The following is a 14,841-nucleotide window of genomic DNA, read 5'->3' on the forward strand; positions in this document are numbered from 1 at the left end:
GATGTCGAACGCGCTCCCCCAACTCGTCGCTGACCGATACCGGCTTCTGTCGCCGCTCGGCCAGGGCGGCATGGGTCGGGTGTGGAAGGCGCGCGACGAGGTGTTGCACCGCGACGTCGCCATCAAGGAGTTGGTGCCGCCCCCCGGCCTCACCGACGAGGAACGCCGCGAGATGCGGGAGCGTTCGCTGCGCGAGGCGCGGGCCATCGCCCGGCTCAACAACGTCAACGTGGTACGCATCTTCGACGTTCTGCGCACCGATGGCGACCCGTGGATCGTCATGGAGTACGTGGCGTCGAAGTCGTTGCAGGACACCCTCGCCGAGGACGGGCCGGTGTCGGTGGCCCGCACGATCGAGATCGGCCTGGGCGTGCTGGGCGCGCTGAACGCCGCCCACAAGGCGGGCGTCATGCACCGCGACGTCAAGCCGGGCAACGTGCTGCTGGGCGACGACGGCCGGGTCGTGTTGACCGATTTCGGTCTCGCCACGATCCCCGGCGACCCGAACGTCACCCGCACCGGCATGGTGCTCGGTTCGCCCGCGTACATCTCGCCGGAGCGGGCCCGGGAGGGCACCGCCGGGCCGGAGGCCGACCTGTGGTCGCTGGGCGCGACGCTCTACGCGGCGGTCGAGGGCAAGTCGCCGTACGCGCGGCCGTCCGCGATCGCCACGCTTGCCGCGCTGGCCACCGAGCCGATGCCGCCGCCGAAGAACGCCGGCCCGCTCAAGCCGGTGCTCAACGGGCTGCTTCAGAAGGACCCGAACGAGCGGATCACCGCCGAGGTGGCCGAGCGGCTGCTGCGCCGCGCCGGAGGCAAGCGGGCGCGGGGGATCTCACTGCTCGATGGCGTACGCCGGCCGGGGCCGAACGGTCCACGCGAGCCGCGCCCGCCGCTCGTGCCGGCGCCGCGCCCCGCCGAGGAGAGCGCCGCCCGCCCGGTGTCGCCGCCTGCTCCGCGTACCCCGCCGCCGGTCGCCGCGGCTGCCGCGCCCGCCGCCGCCGACGCCTCGCCGACGGAGGTCGTACCGGCCGACGCCGACCCGACGGCGGCGGTGCCGGCCGAGCCGACCGCGACTATCGACCGTCCGGCCACGTCCGACGCCGACCCGACCGCGACGGTGGCGGCCGCCGACGACAACCCCGACGACGGTACGACGGAGCCCGACGACGAGTCGACGGCCGTCGACGAGCCGACGGCCGTCGACGGGCCGCCGGTGGCGCCGGAGCAGCGCAAACCGTCGGCCCCGACGTCGGTCATGCCGCCGGTGAGTCCGGCCGGGCGCGCGGCGGTGCCGCCCTTCGACGGTACGAAGCCGACCAATACCCGGCGTAACGTGCTGATCGGGGCGCTGGTGGCCCTGCTGCTGGTCGGCCTCGTGGTGATCGTGCCGATGCTGACCAAGGGCGACGACAACGAGAGCCCGCAGGCCGACGCGACGACCGGGGCGGCCGCGTCGTCGGCCCCGGCGCAGTCCTCCGCTCCGGCAGCGCCTCCACCCACCACGGGCGCACCGAGTGCGACGCCCTCGGCCACGCCGTCGGCCGACCCGAACGCGCTGCCGGCGGGCTGGAAGCTGTACGAGGGGCCGACCTTCTCCATCCCGCTCCCACCCGGCTGGAGCGGCCGTCAGACCGGCTCGGACACGGCCGTCTTCAACCAGTCCGGCGGGCCCGGCAAGATGCTGGTCCAGTGGACCCCCAGCCCGCTGAAGGACGCGGTCGCCGACTGGAAGGAAAAGGAACCGTACCGCCGGAATCTGGTCAGCAACTACCAGTTGGTGGGCAGCATCAAGGCCTGCGACTGGTATCGGACCTGCGCCGACTGGGAGTGGTTGGAGAGCCGGGACAACACCCGCATCCACGTGCGCAACCGGGGCTTCGTAACCGCCAGCAACCGGGGCTACGCCATCCGGTGGGAGATCGCGGAGAAGGACTGGCAGGCCAACCTCGCCAACTTCGACCAGATCGTCAAGGGCTTCAAGCCCGACCGGGTCAACTGACCCGCGTTCCGCACCTACGCGAACCTCTCTCGCATGTTCTTGCGTCGTTCGGGGTATCTGATCTCCAACGACGGAGGGAGGTGCGACATGGGTTACCGATACAGGAACGCCCGGCCCCGGCTGGCACTGTGGATGCTCGTCGCACTCGGCGATGTGGCACTGCTGCTGATCAGCGTTGGGCTTCCGGTACTCGTCGCGCTGTTGGGCGTCGTCGCCATCACCGTTGGCGCGGTGGGCGTCCGTCGGCTCAGCCGGCGGGACGCGGTCGTCCGCGAGGACGCTCCGGTGATGGTTCCGGCGATGAGCCGACGGCGGGCCTGACCCGTACGCGGTGGCGTGGCGGCAGCCGGACCGATTGTCGACCGTGAGGTGACCGTCGATCCCGCTGCCGCCAACCGCCCGATCAGGTGTTGTTGGCCAGCGCGATCAGTCGGCTCCGGTCACCGTTCCAGTAGTTGCGGTCCACGTTGCCGCTGATCCCGGAGACGGCGCCGCTGCTGGTGTACTGCCAGAAGCTCCACACCGGTGCGCCGGCCGGCAGGGCGCCCGGCGTGCTCGACCAGCGGGCCAGCCAGAGCGGGTGGTTGGCCCACGGGCCGGTCCAGCTGCCCGTGCACTGGTTCCACCAGCTGGTGGTGGTGTAGATGACCGCGTACCGGCCGGTGCGGGAGCGGTAGGTGTTCAGGAAGTCCTGCACCCAGTTGCGCATCCCGGTGGTGCTCAACCCGTAGCAGTAGCCCCCGCTGTACGGGTTGGCCTCGATGTCGAGCGCGGCCGGGAGGGTGCGGCTGTCGGCCGACCAGGCGCCCCCGTTGGACGCCAGGTAGTTGGCCTGGGTCGAGCCGGCGGAGATGTTGGGCCGGGCGAAGTGGTACGCCCCGCGGATCACCCCGGCGTTGTACGCGTTGACGTAGTTCGCGTTGAAGCTCGGGTCCTTGTAGCTGGTGCCCTCGGTTGCCTTGATGAAGGCGAACTCGATGCCCGCGTTGCGGACGCTGGTCCAGTTGATGCTGCCCTGGTAGTTGGACACGTCGACGCCGGCGGTGGTGGCTGCCGCCGCCGGGCCGGAGGTCGCGACCAGGGTCGCCGCCGCGGCGGCGAGGACGGTGAGGCCGGCCGCGAGCGCGCGGCGCAGCGATGATCGGGTACGGGCCATGAGTGCCTCCAGGGACGCTGGTCTATTGACGCCCATCTTTGGAGGTAAGTGCCCTTGATCGCAAGAGCTGTCGAGGAAACTTTCATCGACGACTGTCGGTGGCTCCCGAGGATTGCGGTGCGGAAACGATCAGCGCAGGGCGGCCGGGTCGAGCTGCCAACGGAACGGCTCAACGATGCTCAACGTTTCGCCGGCCTTGGCCACCTGCTCCTCGACGTAGTGCTCGCCGTCCAGCCGGTAGAGCCGCAGCGAGTGACCGTCGCCGTCCTGCTCGACCAGCAGGTACCAGGGGATTCCCGCGATGGCGTAGAGCTGCATCTTGAGCAGGCGATCGGCAGCCGCATTGCCGGGCGGCAGGACCTCGCCGACGAGGACCACCTCAACGGCCTCCACCGCGGTGCCCTCGTCGTCGGTGTCGGCGACGACCAGGTCCGGGATGGCGATCCGGTCCACCCCGAGCCTGACGTTGACCGCTCTGAAAACCGCGAGGCCAGCGGCAGCACGCTCGACGTGGTTCGCCAGTCGACGTGAGACCAACTGATGCCGCTTGCTCGGGACCGGGCTCACCAGCAGGCTCCCGTCGAGCAGTTCGATCCGGTCCGGGGTCTCACCGAGGGCAAAATAATCGTCCTCGGTCCAGGGGCCGAGGTGGTGCTCCAAGGACACCAATCCTCCGGCTTCGCTTGTCATCCGATCAGTTTCGAGCGTGACGGGCCGGTGCCTCGGGAACGACACGGAACGCCGCCGGTAGGCTCGCGCCCCATGATGTCGATCGACGGGCTGGGCGAGAAGTGGGACACGCTGTTCGGCGCGCAGCCGGACCCGCCCCCGCTGCTGGTGCTGATAACCGCCGCTGTCGCGCTGGTGGTGGTGTCCACCCGGCTGCCGTGGCGGATCGCCCGCAACGCCATCACCATCGCGCACGAGGGCGGGCACGCGCTGGTCGCCCTGCTCACCGGCCGCAAGCTGCGCGGCATCCGGCTGCACTCGGACACCTCCGGCCTGACGCTCTCCGCCGGTCGGCCCACCGGGCCAGGCATGATCCTCACGCTGCTCGCCGGCTATGTCGCCCCGCCGCTGGTCGGGTTGGCCGGCGCCTGGCTGCTCGGCGGCAACCGGATCACGCTGCTGCTCTGGGTGGCGGTGGCGCTGCTGCTCGCCATGCTGGTCATGATCCGCAACGCCTTCGGCGTGGTGTCGCTGCTGGTCACCGGGGCGCTGGTGCTCGCCGTCTCGTGGTACGCCACGCCGCAGGTGCAGGCCGCGTTCGCGTACACCGGGGTGTGGTTCCTGCTGCTGGGCGGGGTGCGGCCGGTGGTGGAGCTGCAACGGCTGCGCTCCCGCGGCCGGATGCCCGCCTCCGACGCCGACCAGCTCGCCGGGCTGACCCCGTTCCCGGCGTTCTTCTGGGTGGTCCTCTTCGCCCTGGTCAACCTGGCCGCCCTGGTCGCCGGCGCGCTTCTGCTCACCGGCTCCATCCTCACCGACGCCGGCCTGACGCTCTGACCCTGCCGGGGCAGAATGAGGCCATGCGATACGTGATCATCGGGGCGGGCGCGGTCGGCGGGACCATCGGCGTACGGCTGGCACAGGCCGACCGGGACGTGACCCTGGTGGCGCGCGGCGCGCACCTGGACGCGATCCGGGAGCGCGGTCTGACGCTGCGGCAGCCCGACGGCGACGTGACCGCCCGGCTGGCTGCCGTCGACGGCCCGGGCGACCGACCGTTGCCGGCCGACACGGTGCTGGTGCTCACCGTCAAGTCGCAGGACACCGAGGCCGCGCTGGCGACGTGGGTGGACGCGCCGGTCGCCGGTGGCGGCACGGCCGGCGAGCGGCTGCCACTGGTCACCGCGCAGAACGGGGTGGCGAACGAGCGGGCCGCCCTGCGGCTCTTCGCCGACGTGCACCCGATCTGCGTCTGGCTGCCGGCCACCCACCTCGACCCGGGCGTGGTGGTGGCCAACGGGCACCCGCACCCCGGGATGCTCCACATCGGCCGGTACCCGGGCGGCGCCGACGACGCCGACCGGGCGATCGCCGCCGACCTGACCGCCGCCGGCTTCGTCGCGCCGGTGCGCGAGGACGTGCTGCGCTGGAAGTACGGCAAGCTGCTCAGCAACCTCGGCAACGGCCTCCAGGCGTTGCTCGGGCAGGACATCCCGGACGCGTTGGCCGAGCGGGTACGCGCCGAGGGCGTCGCCGCGCTCGCCGCCGCGCGCATCCCGCACACCTCCCCGGACGAGGAGAAGGCCGAACGCGGCGATCTGGTCCAGCAGCGCCCGGTCGACGGCGCGGGCCGCTCCGGTGGATCCACCTGGCAGAGCCTCGCCCGGGGCGCCGGCTCGACCGAGGTCGACCACCTCAACGGAGAGATCGCGCTGCTCGGCCGGCTGCACGGCGTACCGACGCCGGCCAACGTGGCCGTGCAGCGGGCAGTACGGCGGGCCACCCGGGAGCGGATCGCGGCCGGCGCGTTCCCGCTCGCCGAGCTGGAGAAGATGATCGCCTGACCCGGGCAACCGACGGCCGTGCCCGGCGCGTGTTCCCTGCGACCGACACGGGGAGGTAGCGGGTGCCGGACGTCGACGGGTTCGACGAGTTCTACCGGGGGAGTCGACAACGGCTGCTCGGTTTCGTCTACGCCCTCACCGGCGACCGGGTCGAGGCCCAGGACGCGGTGCAGGAGGCGTACATCCGGGCGTGGCAGCGCTGGTCGACGATCAGCGGGTACGACGACCCGGAGGCGTGGGTGCGGGTGGTGGCCAGCCGTATCGCGGTCAGCCGCTGGCGCAGCCTGCGCAGTCGCGCCCGCGCGTACCTGCGCCACGGGGCGACCGAGACCGTGCCCGGGCCGGGCACCGACACGGTCGAGGTGGTCGCCGCGCTGCGTCGACTGCCCGAGGAGCAGCGCACCGCCATCGCCCTGTACTACCTGATGGGCATGCCGGTCGCCGAGGTGGCGCGGGAGACCGCCGCCCCGGTGGGCACGGTCAAAGCCCGACTCTCCCGGGGGCGTACCGCGCTCGCCGGTCTGCTCGCCGTCTCTGATCTGGAGGAGGCAACCGATGCGTGACGACGACCTGGCATTCGTCGAACAGATCCACCGGGAGTTGCAGGGCGTGCGCTGGGCATCCTCGGAGGAGATCCGCGCCCGGGCCCGTCGTCGCAGCCAACGCCGGATCGTGGTGGCCACCGTCGTGCTGGCTCTCACCGGTGCCTCCGCCGCGGCGGTCGCCGCCCCGGGAAAGTCCCCCGCACCGGGTCTACCGGCGGCCGCGCCGACCCGGCACGAGATTCCCCTCGACGCACTCCTGCAGCCGGCAGATCTCCGGCAGCAGGTCTATACGCAGCTCAGCCAGTCAGGGCTGGGTGAGCCGGTCCGGCTGGAGGAGACGCTCGGCGACTGCCGGACGAGCCAGGGACTGTCCGACGGATGGCAGACGTCGAACCTGTCCCGATCGCAGACCCTCATGCGTAAGCACTCCCCGGACAACCTGGTGGAGGGCGACGTCCTGCTCACGCAGGATCTCTTCCGGCTGGCACCCGAGACGGCCAGACAACTCGTCGCCGGCCTGGACGACGTGGTCGCCCCGTGCGCCCGGTGGCGGACCGTCGGGCAGGCGGAGGTGAACGGGACCACCCAAACGACAGAGGTGATCCACCGGTGGTCGGTGGCCCGGCGGGGTTTCGCCGGGGATGACGCCGCGATCCTGCGGGATTCGCTCACCGCCGCCCGGGACGTGCAGACCGGGCAAGCGCTGAGCGGCGAGCCGACGCCCCTCCTCCTGGCCGTCGTCCGGGTCGGCGACACCGTCTCGGTGCTTCGCCCCGGGTACGACGGCACCGAATCGGATCTCGTCCAGCTCGCGGAGGCGGCGGCGGCCCGAATGTGTGCCGCCGCGAACCCGGCCTGCTGACCCTTCTTGACCCGCACAACATCAGGGATGTCGCTGCCTCCCGGGGCCGGGAGGCACTTTCCCCGAAGTTGCGCGGATCAAGCCGAGCAGAGCAGAAGCGCCTCAGAGCGGGATGTTGCCGTGCTTCTTCGGCGGCAGGGTCTCGCGCTTCGTGCGCAGGACCCGTAGCGCCCGGACGATCTGGGTGCGCGTCTCGTGCGGCGGGATCACCGAGTCGACGTACCCGCGCTCGGCGGCCACGTACGGGTTGGCCAGGGTGTCCTCGTACTCGGCGATCTTCTCGGCCCGGACCGCCGCCGGGTCCTCGGCGCCGGCCAGCTCCGAGCGGTAGAGGATGTTGACCGCGCCCTGCGCGCCCATCACGGCGATCTGCGCGGTCGGCCAGGCGAAGTTCAGGTCCGCGCCGAGGTGCTTGGAACCCATCACGTCGTACGCCCCGCCGTACGCCTTGCGGGTGATCACGGTGACCTTCGGGACGGTCGCCTCGGCGTACGCGTAGATGAGCTTGGCGCCCCGGCGGATGATGCCGTCCCACTCCTGGCCGGTGCCGGGCAGGAAGCCGGGAACGTCCACGAAGGTCAGCACCGGGATGTTGAACGCGTCGCAGGTGCGCACGAACCGGGCGGCCTTCTCGCTGGCGGCGATGTCCAGGGTGCCGGCGAAGTGCATGGGCTGGTTGGCCACCACGCCGACCGGGCGTCCCTCCACCCGCCCGTAGCCGACCACGATGTTCTGCGCGTAGAGCGGCTGGACCTCCAGGAACTCCCCGTCATCGAGGACGTGCTCGATGACGGTGTGGATGTCGTACGGCTGGTTCGCCGAGTCCGGGACGAGCGTGTCCAGCTCGCGGTCCTCGTCGGTGATCGTCAGGTCGGCGGGGGCCTCGAAGACGACCGGCTCGTCGAGGTTGTTCGACGGCAGGTACGACAGCAGGGCCTTGACGTAGTCGACCGCGTCGTCCTCGTCGGTGGCGAGGTAGTGCGCGTTGCCGCTGCGGGTGTTGTGCGTGCGGGCTCCGCCCAGCTCCTCCATGCCGACGTCCTCGCCGGTCACCGTCTTGATCACATCGGGGCCGGTGATGAACATGTGCGAGGTCTGGTCGACCATCACGGTGAAGTCGGTGACGGCCGGGGAGTAGACCGCGCCGCCAGCGCAGGGCCCCATCACCAGCGAGATCTGCGGGATGACCCCGGACGCGCGGACGTTGCGGAAGAAGATCTCCCCGTACAGGCCGAGCGACACCACGCCCTCCTGGATGCGGGCGCCGCCGGAGTCGTTGATGCCGACGACCGGGCAGCCGATCTTCATGGCGAGGTCCATCACCTTGACGATCTTTTCGCCGAAGACCTCGCCGAGGGAGCCGCCGAAGACCGTGAAGTCCTGGGCGAAGACGCACACCTGCCGGCCGTCCACCGTGCCGTAGCCGGTCACCACGCCATCGCCGTACGGGCGGTTGCGCTCCAGCCCGAAGGCCGTGGACCGGTGCCGGGCCAGTTCGTCCAGCTCGACGAAGGAGCCCTCGTCGAGCAGCATCTCGATCCGCTCGCGGGCGGTCTTCTTGCCCCGGGCGTGCTGCTTCTCGACCGCACGCGCCGACCCGGCGTGCACCGCCTCGTCGACCCGGCGCTCCAGGTCCGCCAGCTTGCCCGCGGTGCTGTGGATGTTGGTCCCGGTCTCGGTAGTCACCCAGGGAATATAACGATGGTTCAGGTCGGTGCTGCTGTGCAGTACGCCTCAATACCTCCCGTGGCCACCGCCGTAGGCTGACGGGATGCCGGGCTCCCCGTACACCGATCTGGACCGACCGCCGCTGTCGGCGGCCCGGCTGCGGCGCGCGCTGGTCGCGCCGAACGGGCCGTGGGCCCGCCTGGAGCTGTACGCCGAGACCGGTTCCACCAACGCGGACGTGGCCGAGGCCGCTGCGGCGGGCGAGCCGGAGGGCCTGGTGGTGGTCGCCGAGCGGCAGACCGCCGGCCGCGGTCGGCGCGGTCGGGTCTGGCAGTCACCGCCGCGCGCGGGAATCGCCACCAGCGTGCTGCTGCGGCCCGGCGAGGCCGTGCCGGACCGAGGCTGGGCCGCGGTGCCCTCCACGGGGTACGGGTGGCTGCCGCTGCTCGCCGGCGTCGCGCTGGTCGAGGCGGTGGCCCGGTTGGCCGAGTTGGAGGCCACCCTCAAGTGGCCCAACGACCTGCTCATCGGCGACGCGAAGTGCGCCGGTGTGCTGGCCGAGGCGGTGCCGGGGCGCTCCTCGGCCCAACCGCCGGCCATCGTCCTCGGCGTCGGCCTCAACGTGACCCTGCGCGCCGACGAGTTGCCGGTGAACCCGACCGGGCTGCCGGCCACCTCGCTGCAACTGGCCGGTGCGGCGGCCACCGACCGGGATCCGCTGCTGCGGGCTCTGCTGCGGGCACTGGCCGACTGGTACGACCGCTGGCGTGCCGCCGGTGGGGACGCCGTGGCCAGCGGCCTGCGCGACGCCTACCTGGCGGCCTGCGCGACGATCGGCCGCGAGGTACGCGTCCTGCTTCCCGGCGGCGACGACCTGACCGGCACCGCCACCGGTGTGGACAACGACGGCCAGCTCCAGCTCACCACCCCCACCGGAACCCGCGTCGTCGCCGCAGGAGACGTGCTCCACCTGCGCTAACCCGCCCCGCGCCCTCCGCCCCCGCGATCGTGCGGTCTCTGTCGTGGCGTGACGGGCTCAGGCCGTGTGACGGCGACCGAAAGTGCAAGATCGCGCAAGGTGGAGTGGGGCCGCGTGGCGGATGTTGTGGCGGGGCTTGGGGGGTTTACGGTCGGCGCGTCGAGTAAAAGGCGTTGGAGGTTGTCGTGGCGTTTCCCGAAGACGTGCTCACGAAGGACGAGCACGTCGTGCTGCACCTGCACCCGCACTGGAAGGCGCTGATCCGGCCGATCGCGGTGCTGGTGCTGGCCATCGCCGCGGTGGTGGTCGGCGTGCTCCTGCTGCCCGAGAGCAGCGGTGGTTCGATCGCGCTGGCCGTGATCGGGGTGATCGCCCTGGTCGCGGTCCTCTGGCTCGGTCTGTGGCCGTTCCTGGTCTGGCGTACCACCCACTACCTGTTCACCAACGAGCGTGTGCTGTTGCAGCAGGGTGTCTTCTCCCGGGACCGGCGGGACCTTCCGCTCACCCGGATCAACGACCACTCGATGAACCAGCACTTCTTCGAGCGGCTGCTCGGCTGCGGCACCCTCACGATCGAGTCAGCTGGTGAACGCGGCCAGTCGGTGCTCGCCGACGTGCCGGGTGTCAGCCGGGTGCAGACCACCCTCTACGAGCTGGTCGAGGCGCAGCACGACAAGCACTCGCTGGGCGACGGGGAGATGCGCGACATCCTCGCCGACATGCGTGAGGGCAAGCCGCTGCGCGACACCACGACCTGATCGCGATCCGCGCTGACCGTCCCGGCCCGAGCGCCGGGGCGGTCAGGCGCGTTGTTCGACCACGGGCCCTGCGGCCGCCGACGGCCGTCCGGCCTCGGACGGCCCGCCCTTCGACGACGCGGCCTCGGCTGGCCCGCTCTCCGACGGTCCGGCCTCCGCCGCTCCGGCCTCGGCTGGTCCGCTTTCCGGCGGGCCGGTCTCGCCTGGTGTGGCCTCGGGGTTCGTCTCGACCGGGCGTAGCGCGAACCAGCCACGGAAGCGGGTCCGCAGCACCTCCTGATCGGGCCGGTTGTCCGGGCCGAGGCGGAGCATGGTGCCGGTGAGGATGACGGTGCCGAGCCCGGGGCGGGCGTCCGACGGGCGGGCGCCCATCACGTCGACCCGGACGGCGAGACGGTCCCCGGCGCGTACCGGGGCGAGCCACCGCAACTCCTCCAGACCGGGGGAGGCGTCCGCCGCCGCGCGGGACAGCAGGTGATCGACGTACGCCCGCATGAACAGGCTGACCGTGTAGAAGCCGCTGGCGATCACACCGCCGTGCCGACTGGCCTCGGCCAGCTGTGGGTCGACGTGGTACCACTGCGGGTCGAAGCGACGAGCGAAGGCCAGCATCTCGTCGCCGTCCACGGTGACCGTCCCGAGATCGACGGTGAGCCCCGGGACGAGATCCTCGAAGAACAGCTCGGCGGGCGCCCCGGTGCCGGAGCGGATGGCGGGAGGCGTCACCGGCGGGGCGCGCGACGGGTGCCGGCGTGCAGCTCCGCGGCGAGTTCCGCGTCCAGGTCAGCGGGGAGGCCGGCGGTCATCGGTGTGGGCCGTTGCTGGGCGGGAGCCGCGCCGGTCGGGCCGGGCGTCGCGTCGGGGCGATCGCTGGACTCCGCCTCTTCCAGCTCGGAGACGGATTCGGCCAGCTCGGCGACCGGGTCCATCTCGGCCATGGTGTCCCACTCGTCGCGCGGGATGTCATGCCAGGTGGGGTCGGCCTTCGTCTCGTCCTCGGCCGGCGAGACGGGCTGGAAGACGAAGGACCGGTACGACCAGAACCGGAACAGCGTGGCCAGCAGAACGCCGGCGGTCTTCGCCACGTTCAGCCCCAGCAGACCGTGCACGCCGAGCCCGTACTTGGCCGCGGCCACGGCACCCAGTTCGATGAGCAGGCCGGCCCCGTTGAACAGGAAAAACAGTACGTACTCCCGACGAAGCGCCGATTTCGGGCGATCCCGGTACGTCCAGTGGCGATTCATCAGATACGACGTGATCGTTGCGACGACGGTCGCGATCACGGTCGCCTTCAACTGACCGTTGACGAAAACGGTAAGTGCAAGGACATTGAACACCGCGTAATTGATGACGGTGTTGATGCCGCCGACGATGCCGAATTTGAGCGCCTCGTGGATGAACTTCTGCCAACGCTCAGGCAGCAGACGGACAAGACGCATGCGAAACACCTTAGGGCAGTCGGTGAAGCCGGCGATCACCGGCCGGACGAGGTGGGCGGCAGGTCACGCACCGTGGTCTCGGTCGTGCTCCGCCTGCGGAACGGTCGGAGTTCCCGCTTCGACGAAGACGAACCGCCGGTAGGACCAGAATCGGAACAGTGTCCCGAGGCCCGTGCCGACGACGAAGCTGGCGATGTTGTCGGCCAGTTGCGTCTGGAACACGCCCGGCCAGATGCTGCCGAGCCCGTACCGGCTGATCGCGAGGCAGGCCACCGCGATGCCGAGGCCGACGGCGTTGAAGAAGAAGAACAGCGCGTACTCCCGCGCAGGGTTGCTGCGCTGGCGGTGCCGCCAGGTCCAGAACCGGTTGCCGAGGAAGGCGAAGGTCGCCGCGAGCACGGTCGAGATCGTCTTCGCCGTCAGCTGCTCCATGCCGCGCGCGGTGGTCAGGTAGTTGAAGAGCGCGAAGTCGATGAGGAAGGCGATCCCGCCCACGGTGGCGAACTTGCTCAGCTCGCGCACGAGGTGACCGAAACGGTCGAGCAGCCCGCGGACCAGACCCGGTCGGGTCTGCCGGGGACCCGGTTGCTCCCCGGTCATCGTGGCGGCCACGGGACGAGCCTACCGGCTGTCGGCCAGTCGGCGGGGTAGCAACGGCGACCGGACATCGTCGCTCGTGCCGGCCCTTTCGCCCGGTACGCCGCAGTTGAACGCAGCGTGACCAGAGGGGAGGACTGACGCGCCCCGGAACGGGAATCCCCGCACCGGTCGGCCGGGCGGGTTGGCGGCCCGACCGCCAAGCGCGTCGACCGGGGGTGCACGACAAGATTTGCGTGAAACTGCGCAGGAAAGCGGGTATCAGATCGTGATGCCGCAGCGTGGCCGTACCTTGTGCAGTTCTTCACAACCAGTCCCACTGACTCGGAAGGCTGCCCGGTTTACGCTGAGGCCAATCCCAGGTTTCCACGAAGGCGGCGCATGGCGTCGCTGACACTCGTGCATCCCATAGATCGGTCAGCGTCGACCACAAGGAGATGTGTCATGGTTGCTCCGGCTGTAGTGCGGGGTATCGATCAGGCCCCGACGTCCCATCCGAAACTGCTTGCCTGGGTCCGTGAGGTCGCGGAACTGACCACCCCCGACCGGGTCGTGTGGGTGGACGGGTCGGACGAGGAGTGGCGTCGCCTCACCGACGAGCTGGTCGAGGCCGGCACCCTCATCCGGCTGAACCCGGAGAAGAAGCCGAACTCGTTCTACGCGCGCACCGACCCGACGGACGTCGCCCGGGTCGAGGAGCGCACCTACATCTGCTCTGTCGACGAGGCGGACGCCGGCCCCACCAACAACTGGATGGCGCCGGCCGAGATGAAGCGGACGATGAACGAGTTGTACCGCGGCTCGATGCGCGGGCGCACCATGTACGTCATCCCCTTCGTGATGGGCCCGGTCGAGGCCGAGAGCCCGATGTTCGGCGTCGAGATCACCGACAGCCCGTACGTGGTCGCGTCCATGCGCATCATGACCCGGATGGGCGCGAAGGTCCTCGACGCGATGGGGGACGACGCGGACTTCGTGCACGCGTTGCACTCGATCGGCGCGCCGCTCGCCCCCGGTCAGCAGGACGTGGCGTGGCCGTGCAACGAGACCAAGTACATCTCGCACTTCCCGGAGACCCGGGAGATCTGGTCCTTCGGCTCCGGCTACGGCGGCAACTCGCTGCTCGGCAAGAAGTGCTACTCGCTGCGGATCGCCAGCGTGATGGGCCGGGACGAGGGCTGGCTCGCCGAGCACATGCTCATCCTCAAGATCACCTCCCCCGAGGGCAGGGTCCACCACATCGCCGGCGCCTTCCCGTCCGCGTGCGGCAAGACCAACCTGGCCATGGTGGAGCCGACCATCCCGGGTTGGAAGGTCGAGACGATCGGCGACGACATCGCCTGGATGCGGTTCGGCCCGGATGGCCGGCTCTACGCGGTCAACCCGGAGTACGGCCTCTTCGGCGTCGCGCCCGGCACCGACTGGAAGACCAACGCCAACGCCATGCGCACCCTGGACCGGGGCAACTCCGTCTTCACGAACGTCGGCCTCACCGACGACGGTGACGTCTGGTGGGAGGGCATGGGTGAGCCGCCCGCGCACCTGATCGACTGGAAGGGCAACGACTGGACGCCGGAGAGCGACAGCCTGTCCTCGCACGCGAACAGCCGGTTCTGCACCCCGATCACCCAGTGCCCGATCCTCGCCGACGAGTACTTCGACCCGAACGGCGTGCCGATCGACGCGATCCTCTTCGGCGGACGCCGCAAGGACACCATCCCGCTGGTGACCGAGGCCCGCGACTGGGTGCACGGCGTCTACATGGGCGCCACGCTCTCCTCGGAGACGACCGCGGCCGCGTCCGGCGCGGTTGGCGTGGTCCGCCGGGACCCGATGGCGATGCTGCCGTTCATCGGCTACCACGCCGGTGACTACTTCCGGCACTGGATCGAGATGGGCAAGGGCGCCGACGGCGACGAGGCGAAGCTGCCGAAGATCTACTACGTCAACTGGTTCCGCAAGGACCCGGACGGTTCGTTCCTCTGGCCGGGCTTCGGGGAGAACTCCCGGGTGCTCAAGTGGGTCGTCGAGCGGATCGAGGGCACGGCCGACGCGGTGGAGACCCCGGTGGGCATGGTGCCGACCGCCGACGCGCTCGACGTCGAGGGCCTGGACATGACCCCGGAGGACGTCCGGATCGCGCTGAAGGTCGACCCGGAGGAGTGGCGCAACGAGCTGCCCCTGATCACCGAGTGGTTCGAGAAGTTCGGTGACAAGCTGCCCGGTGTGCTCTGGGCCGAGTTGGACGCGCTGCGCGCCCGCCTGGATGCCGTACAGCCGCAGCGCTAGGTGTGAACATCGCCCGCCGCGGGCAACAAGGAA

At 70.7% G+C, this 14,841-nt stretch carries 15 protein-coding genes; 9 read left to right on the forward strand and 6 right to left on the reverse strand.

The annotated features are described in order from the left end of the window. Position 1 precedes the first annotated feature (1 nt). Together ACFYPH_RS02940 and ACFYPH_RS02945 are read left to right on the forward strand one after the other, a co-directional pair. The gene (locus ACFYPH_RS02940) at positions 2-2,002 is read left to right on the forward strand and encodes a protein kinase (RefSeq protein WP_387178436.1); all 2,001 of its coding nucleotides are present in this window, start codon (positions 2-4) and stop codon (positions 2,000-2,002) included. Between the two features lie 87 nt (positions 2,003-2,089). Beyond that, positions 2,090-2,323, forward strand: coding sequence for a hypothetical protein (locus ACFYPH_RS02945; RefSeq protein ID WP_387178439.1), 234 nt, complete (start codon positions 2,090-2,092; stop codon positions 2,321-2,323). Between the two features lie 82 nt (positions 2,324-2,405). Here ACFYPH_RS02945 and ACFYPH_RS02950 read toward each other — a convergent pair whose 3' ends face one another. Continuing rightward, positions 2,406-3,158, reverse strand: coding sequence for a GH25 family lysozyme (locus tag ACFYPH_RS02950; protein ID WP_355063211.1), 753 nt, complete (start codon positions 3,156-3,158; stop codon positions 2,406-2,408). Between the two features lie 129 nt (positions 3,159-3,287). Further along, entirely contained in the window at positions 3,288-3,824 is a 537-nt protein-coding gene (locus ACFYPH_RS02955; protein ID WP_387178443.1) for a Uma2 family endonuclease, read from the reverse strand. Between the two features lie 96 nt (positions 3,825-3,920). On the opposite strand from ACFYPH_RS02955, the gene ACFYPH_RS02960 reads away from it, so the two are divergent. From ACFYPH_RS02960 to ACFYPH_RS02975, 4 genes are all read left to right on the forward strand, one after another. Beyond that, positions 3,921-4,664, forward strand: a complete 744-nt coding sequence (locus ACFYPH_RS02960; RefSeq protein ID WP_354854061.1) for a M50 family metallopeptidase — start codon at positions 3,921-3,923, stop codon at positions 4,662-4,664. Positions 4,665-4,687: 23 nt separating this feature from the next. Beyond that, entirely contained in the window at positions 4,688-5,671 is a 984-nt protein-coding gene (locus ACFYPH_RS02965; protein ID WP_354854064.1) for a 2-dehydropantoate 2-reductase N-terminal domain-containing protein, read from the forward strand. A 62-nt stretch (positions 5,672-5,733) separates the two neighbouring features. Further along, positions 5,734-6,234 carry a SigE family RNA polymerase sigma factor gene (locus tag ACFYPH_RS02970; protein WP_266248870.1) on the forward strand — a complete coding sequence of 167 codons (501 nt, stop codon included), beginning with the start codon at positions 5,734-5,736 and terminating at the stop codon, positions 6,232-6,234. Further along, the gene (locus tag ACFYPH_RS02975; protein WP_387178448.1) at positions 6,227-7,078 is read left to right on the forward strand and encodes a hypothetical protein; all 852 of its coding nucleotides are present in this window, start codon (positions 6,227-6,229) and stop codon (positions 7,076-7,078) included. Before ACFYPH_RS02970 ends, ACFYPH_RS02975 begins: the two co-directional genes overlap by 8 nt. Before the next feature lie 102 nt (positions 7,079-7,180). Here ACFYPH_RS02975 and ACFYPH_RS02980 read toward each other — a convergent pair whose 3' ends face one another. Then, positions 7,181-8,764, reverse strand: a complete 1,584-nt coding sequence (locus ACFYPH_RS02980; protein ID WP_234589112.1) for an acyl-CoA carboxylase subunit beta — start codon at positions 8,762-8,764, stop codon at positions 7,181-7,183. Positions 8,765-8,849: 85 nt separating this feature from the next. Between ACFYPH_RS02980 and ACFYPH_RS02985 the strand changes: the two genes are divergently transcribed. Both ACFYPH_RS02985 and ACFYPH_RS02990 read left to right on the forward strand, forming a co-directional pair. Continuing rightward, positions 8,850-9,725 carry a biotin--[acetyl-CoA-carboxylase] ligase gene (locus ACFYPH_RS02985; protein ID WP_355132805.1) on the forward strand — a complete coding sequence of 292 codons (876 nt, stop codon included), beginning with the start codon at positions 8,850-8,852 and terminating at the stop codon, positions 9,723-9,725. Positions 9,726-9,910: 185 nt separating this feature from the next. Next, on the forward strand, positions 9,911-10,483 hold the full coding sequence (locus tag ACFYPH_RS02990; protein WP_354854073.1) for a PH domain-containing protein: 573 nt from the start codon (positions 9,911-9,913) through the stop codon (positions 10,481-10,483). Between the two features lie 42 nt (positions 10,484-10,525). Here ACFYPH_RS02990 and ACFYPH_RS02995 read toward each other — a convergent pair whose 3' ends face one another. From ACFYPH_RS02995 to ACFYPH_RS03005, 3 genes are all read right to left on the reverse strand, one after another. After that, the gene (locus ACFYPH_RS02995; RefSeq protein ID WP_354854076.1) at positions 10,526-11,209 is read right to left on the reverse strand and encodes a MaoC/PaaZ C-terminal domain-containing protein; all 684 of its coding nucleotides are present in this window, start codon (positions 11,207-11,209) and stop codon (positions 10,526-10,528) included. Next, positions 11,206-11,922, reverse strand: a complete 717-nt coding sequence (locus tag ACFYPH_RS03000; protein WP_354854302.1) for a GtrA family protein — start codon at positions 11,920-11,922, stop codon at positions 11,206-11,208. Before ACFYPH_RS03000 ends, ACFYPH_RS02995 begins: the two co-directional genes overlap by 4 nt. Positions 11,923-11,985: 63 nt before the next feature. After that, positions 11,986-12,522: a GtrA family protein gene (locus ACFYPH_RS03005; protein WP_387179338.1), complete on the reverse strand. Its 537-nt coding sequence runs from the start codon at positions 12,520-12,522 to the stop codon at positions 11,986-11,988. Positions 12,523-12,963: 441 nt separating this feature from the next. On the opposite strand from ACFYPH_RS03005, the gene ACFYPH_RS03010 reads away from it, so the two are divergent. Next, a complete protein-coding gene (locus tag ACFYPH_RS03010; protein WP_387178452.1) occupies positions 12,964-14,808 on the forward strand; it encodes a phosphoenolpyruvate carboxykinase (GTP) in 1,845 nt (614 codons plus the stop codon). Positions 14,809-14,841 lie beyond the last annotated feature (33 nt).

Source organism: Micromonospora sp. NPDC005252 (assembly GCF_042872475.1).
Classification (GTDB): Bacteria; Actinomycetota; Actinomycetes; order Mycobacteriales; family Micromonosporaceae; genus Micromonospora.

Coding starts and splice junctions, on each gene's coding strand:
- ACFYPH_RS02940 (WP_387178436.1), top strand. CDS start 2: ATGTCGAACGCGCTCCCCCAACTCGTCGCTGACCGATACCGGCTTCTG.
- ACFYPH_RS02945 (WP_387178439.1), top strand. CDS start 2,090: ATGGGTTACCGATACAGGAACGCCCGGCCCCGGCTGGCACTGTGGATG.
- ACFYPH_RS02950 (WP_355063211.1), bottom strand. CDS start 3,158: ATGGCCCGTACCCGATCATCGCTGCGCCGCGCGCTCGCGGCCGGCCTC.
- ACFYPH_RS02960 (WP_354854061.1), top strand. CDS start 3,921: ATGATGTCGATCGACGGGCTGGGCGAGAAGTGGGACACGCTGTTCGGC.
- ACFYPH_RS02965 (WP_354854064.1), top strand. CDS start 4,688: ATGCGATACGTGATCATCGGGGCGGGCGCGGTCGGCGGGACCATCGGC.
- ACFYPH_RS02975 (WP_387178448.1), top strand. CDS start 6,227: ATGCGTGACGACGACCTGGCATTCGTCGAACAGATCCACCGGGAGTTG.
- ACFYPH_RS02985 (WP_355132805.1), top strand. CDS start 8,850: ATGCCGGGCTCCCCGTACACCGATCTGGACCGACCGCCGCTGTCGGCG.
- ACFYPH_RS03000 (WP_354854302.1), bottom strand. CDS start 11,922: ATGCGTCTTGTCCGTCTGCTGCCTGAGCGTTGGCAGAAGTTCATCCAC.
- ACFYPH_RS03005 (WP_387179338.1), bottom strand. CDS start 12,522: ATGACCGGGGAGCAACCGGGTCCCCGGCAGACCCGACCGGGTCTGGTC.
- ACFYPH_RS03010 (WP_387178452.1), top strand. CDS start 12,964: ATGGTTGCTCCGGCTGTAGTGCGGGGTATCGATCAGGCCCCGACGTCC.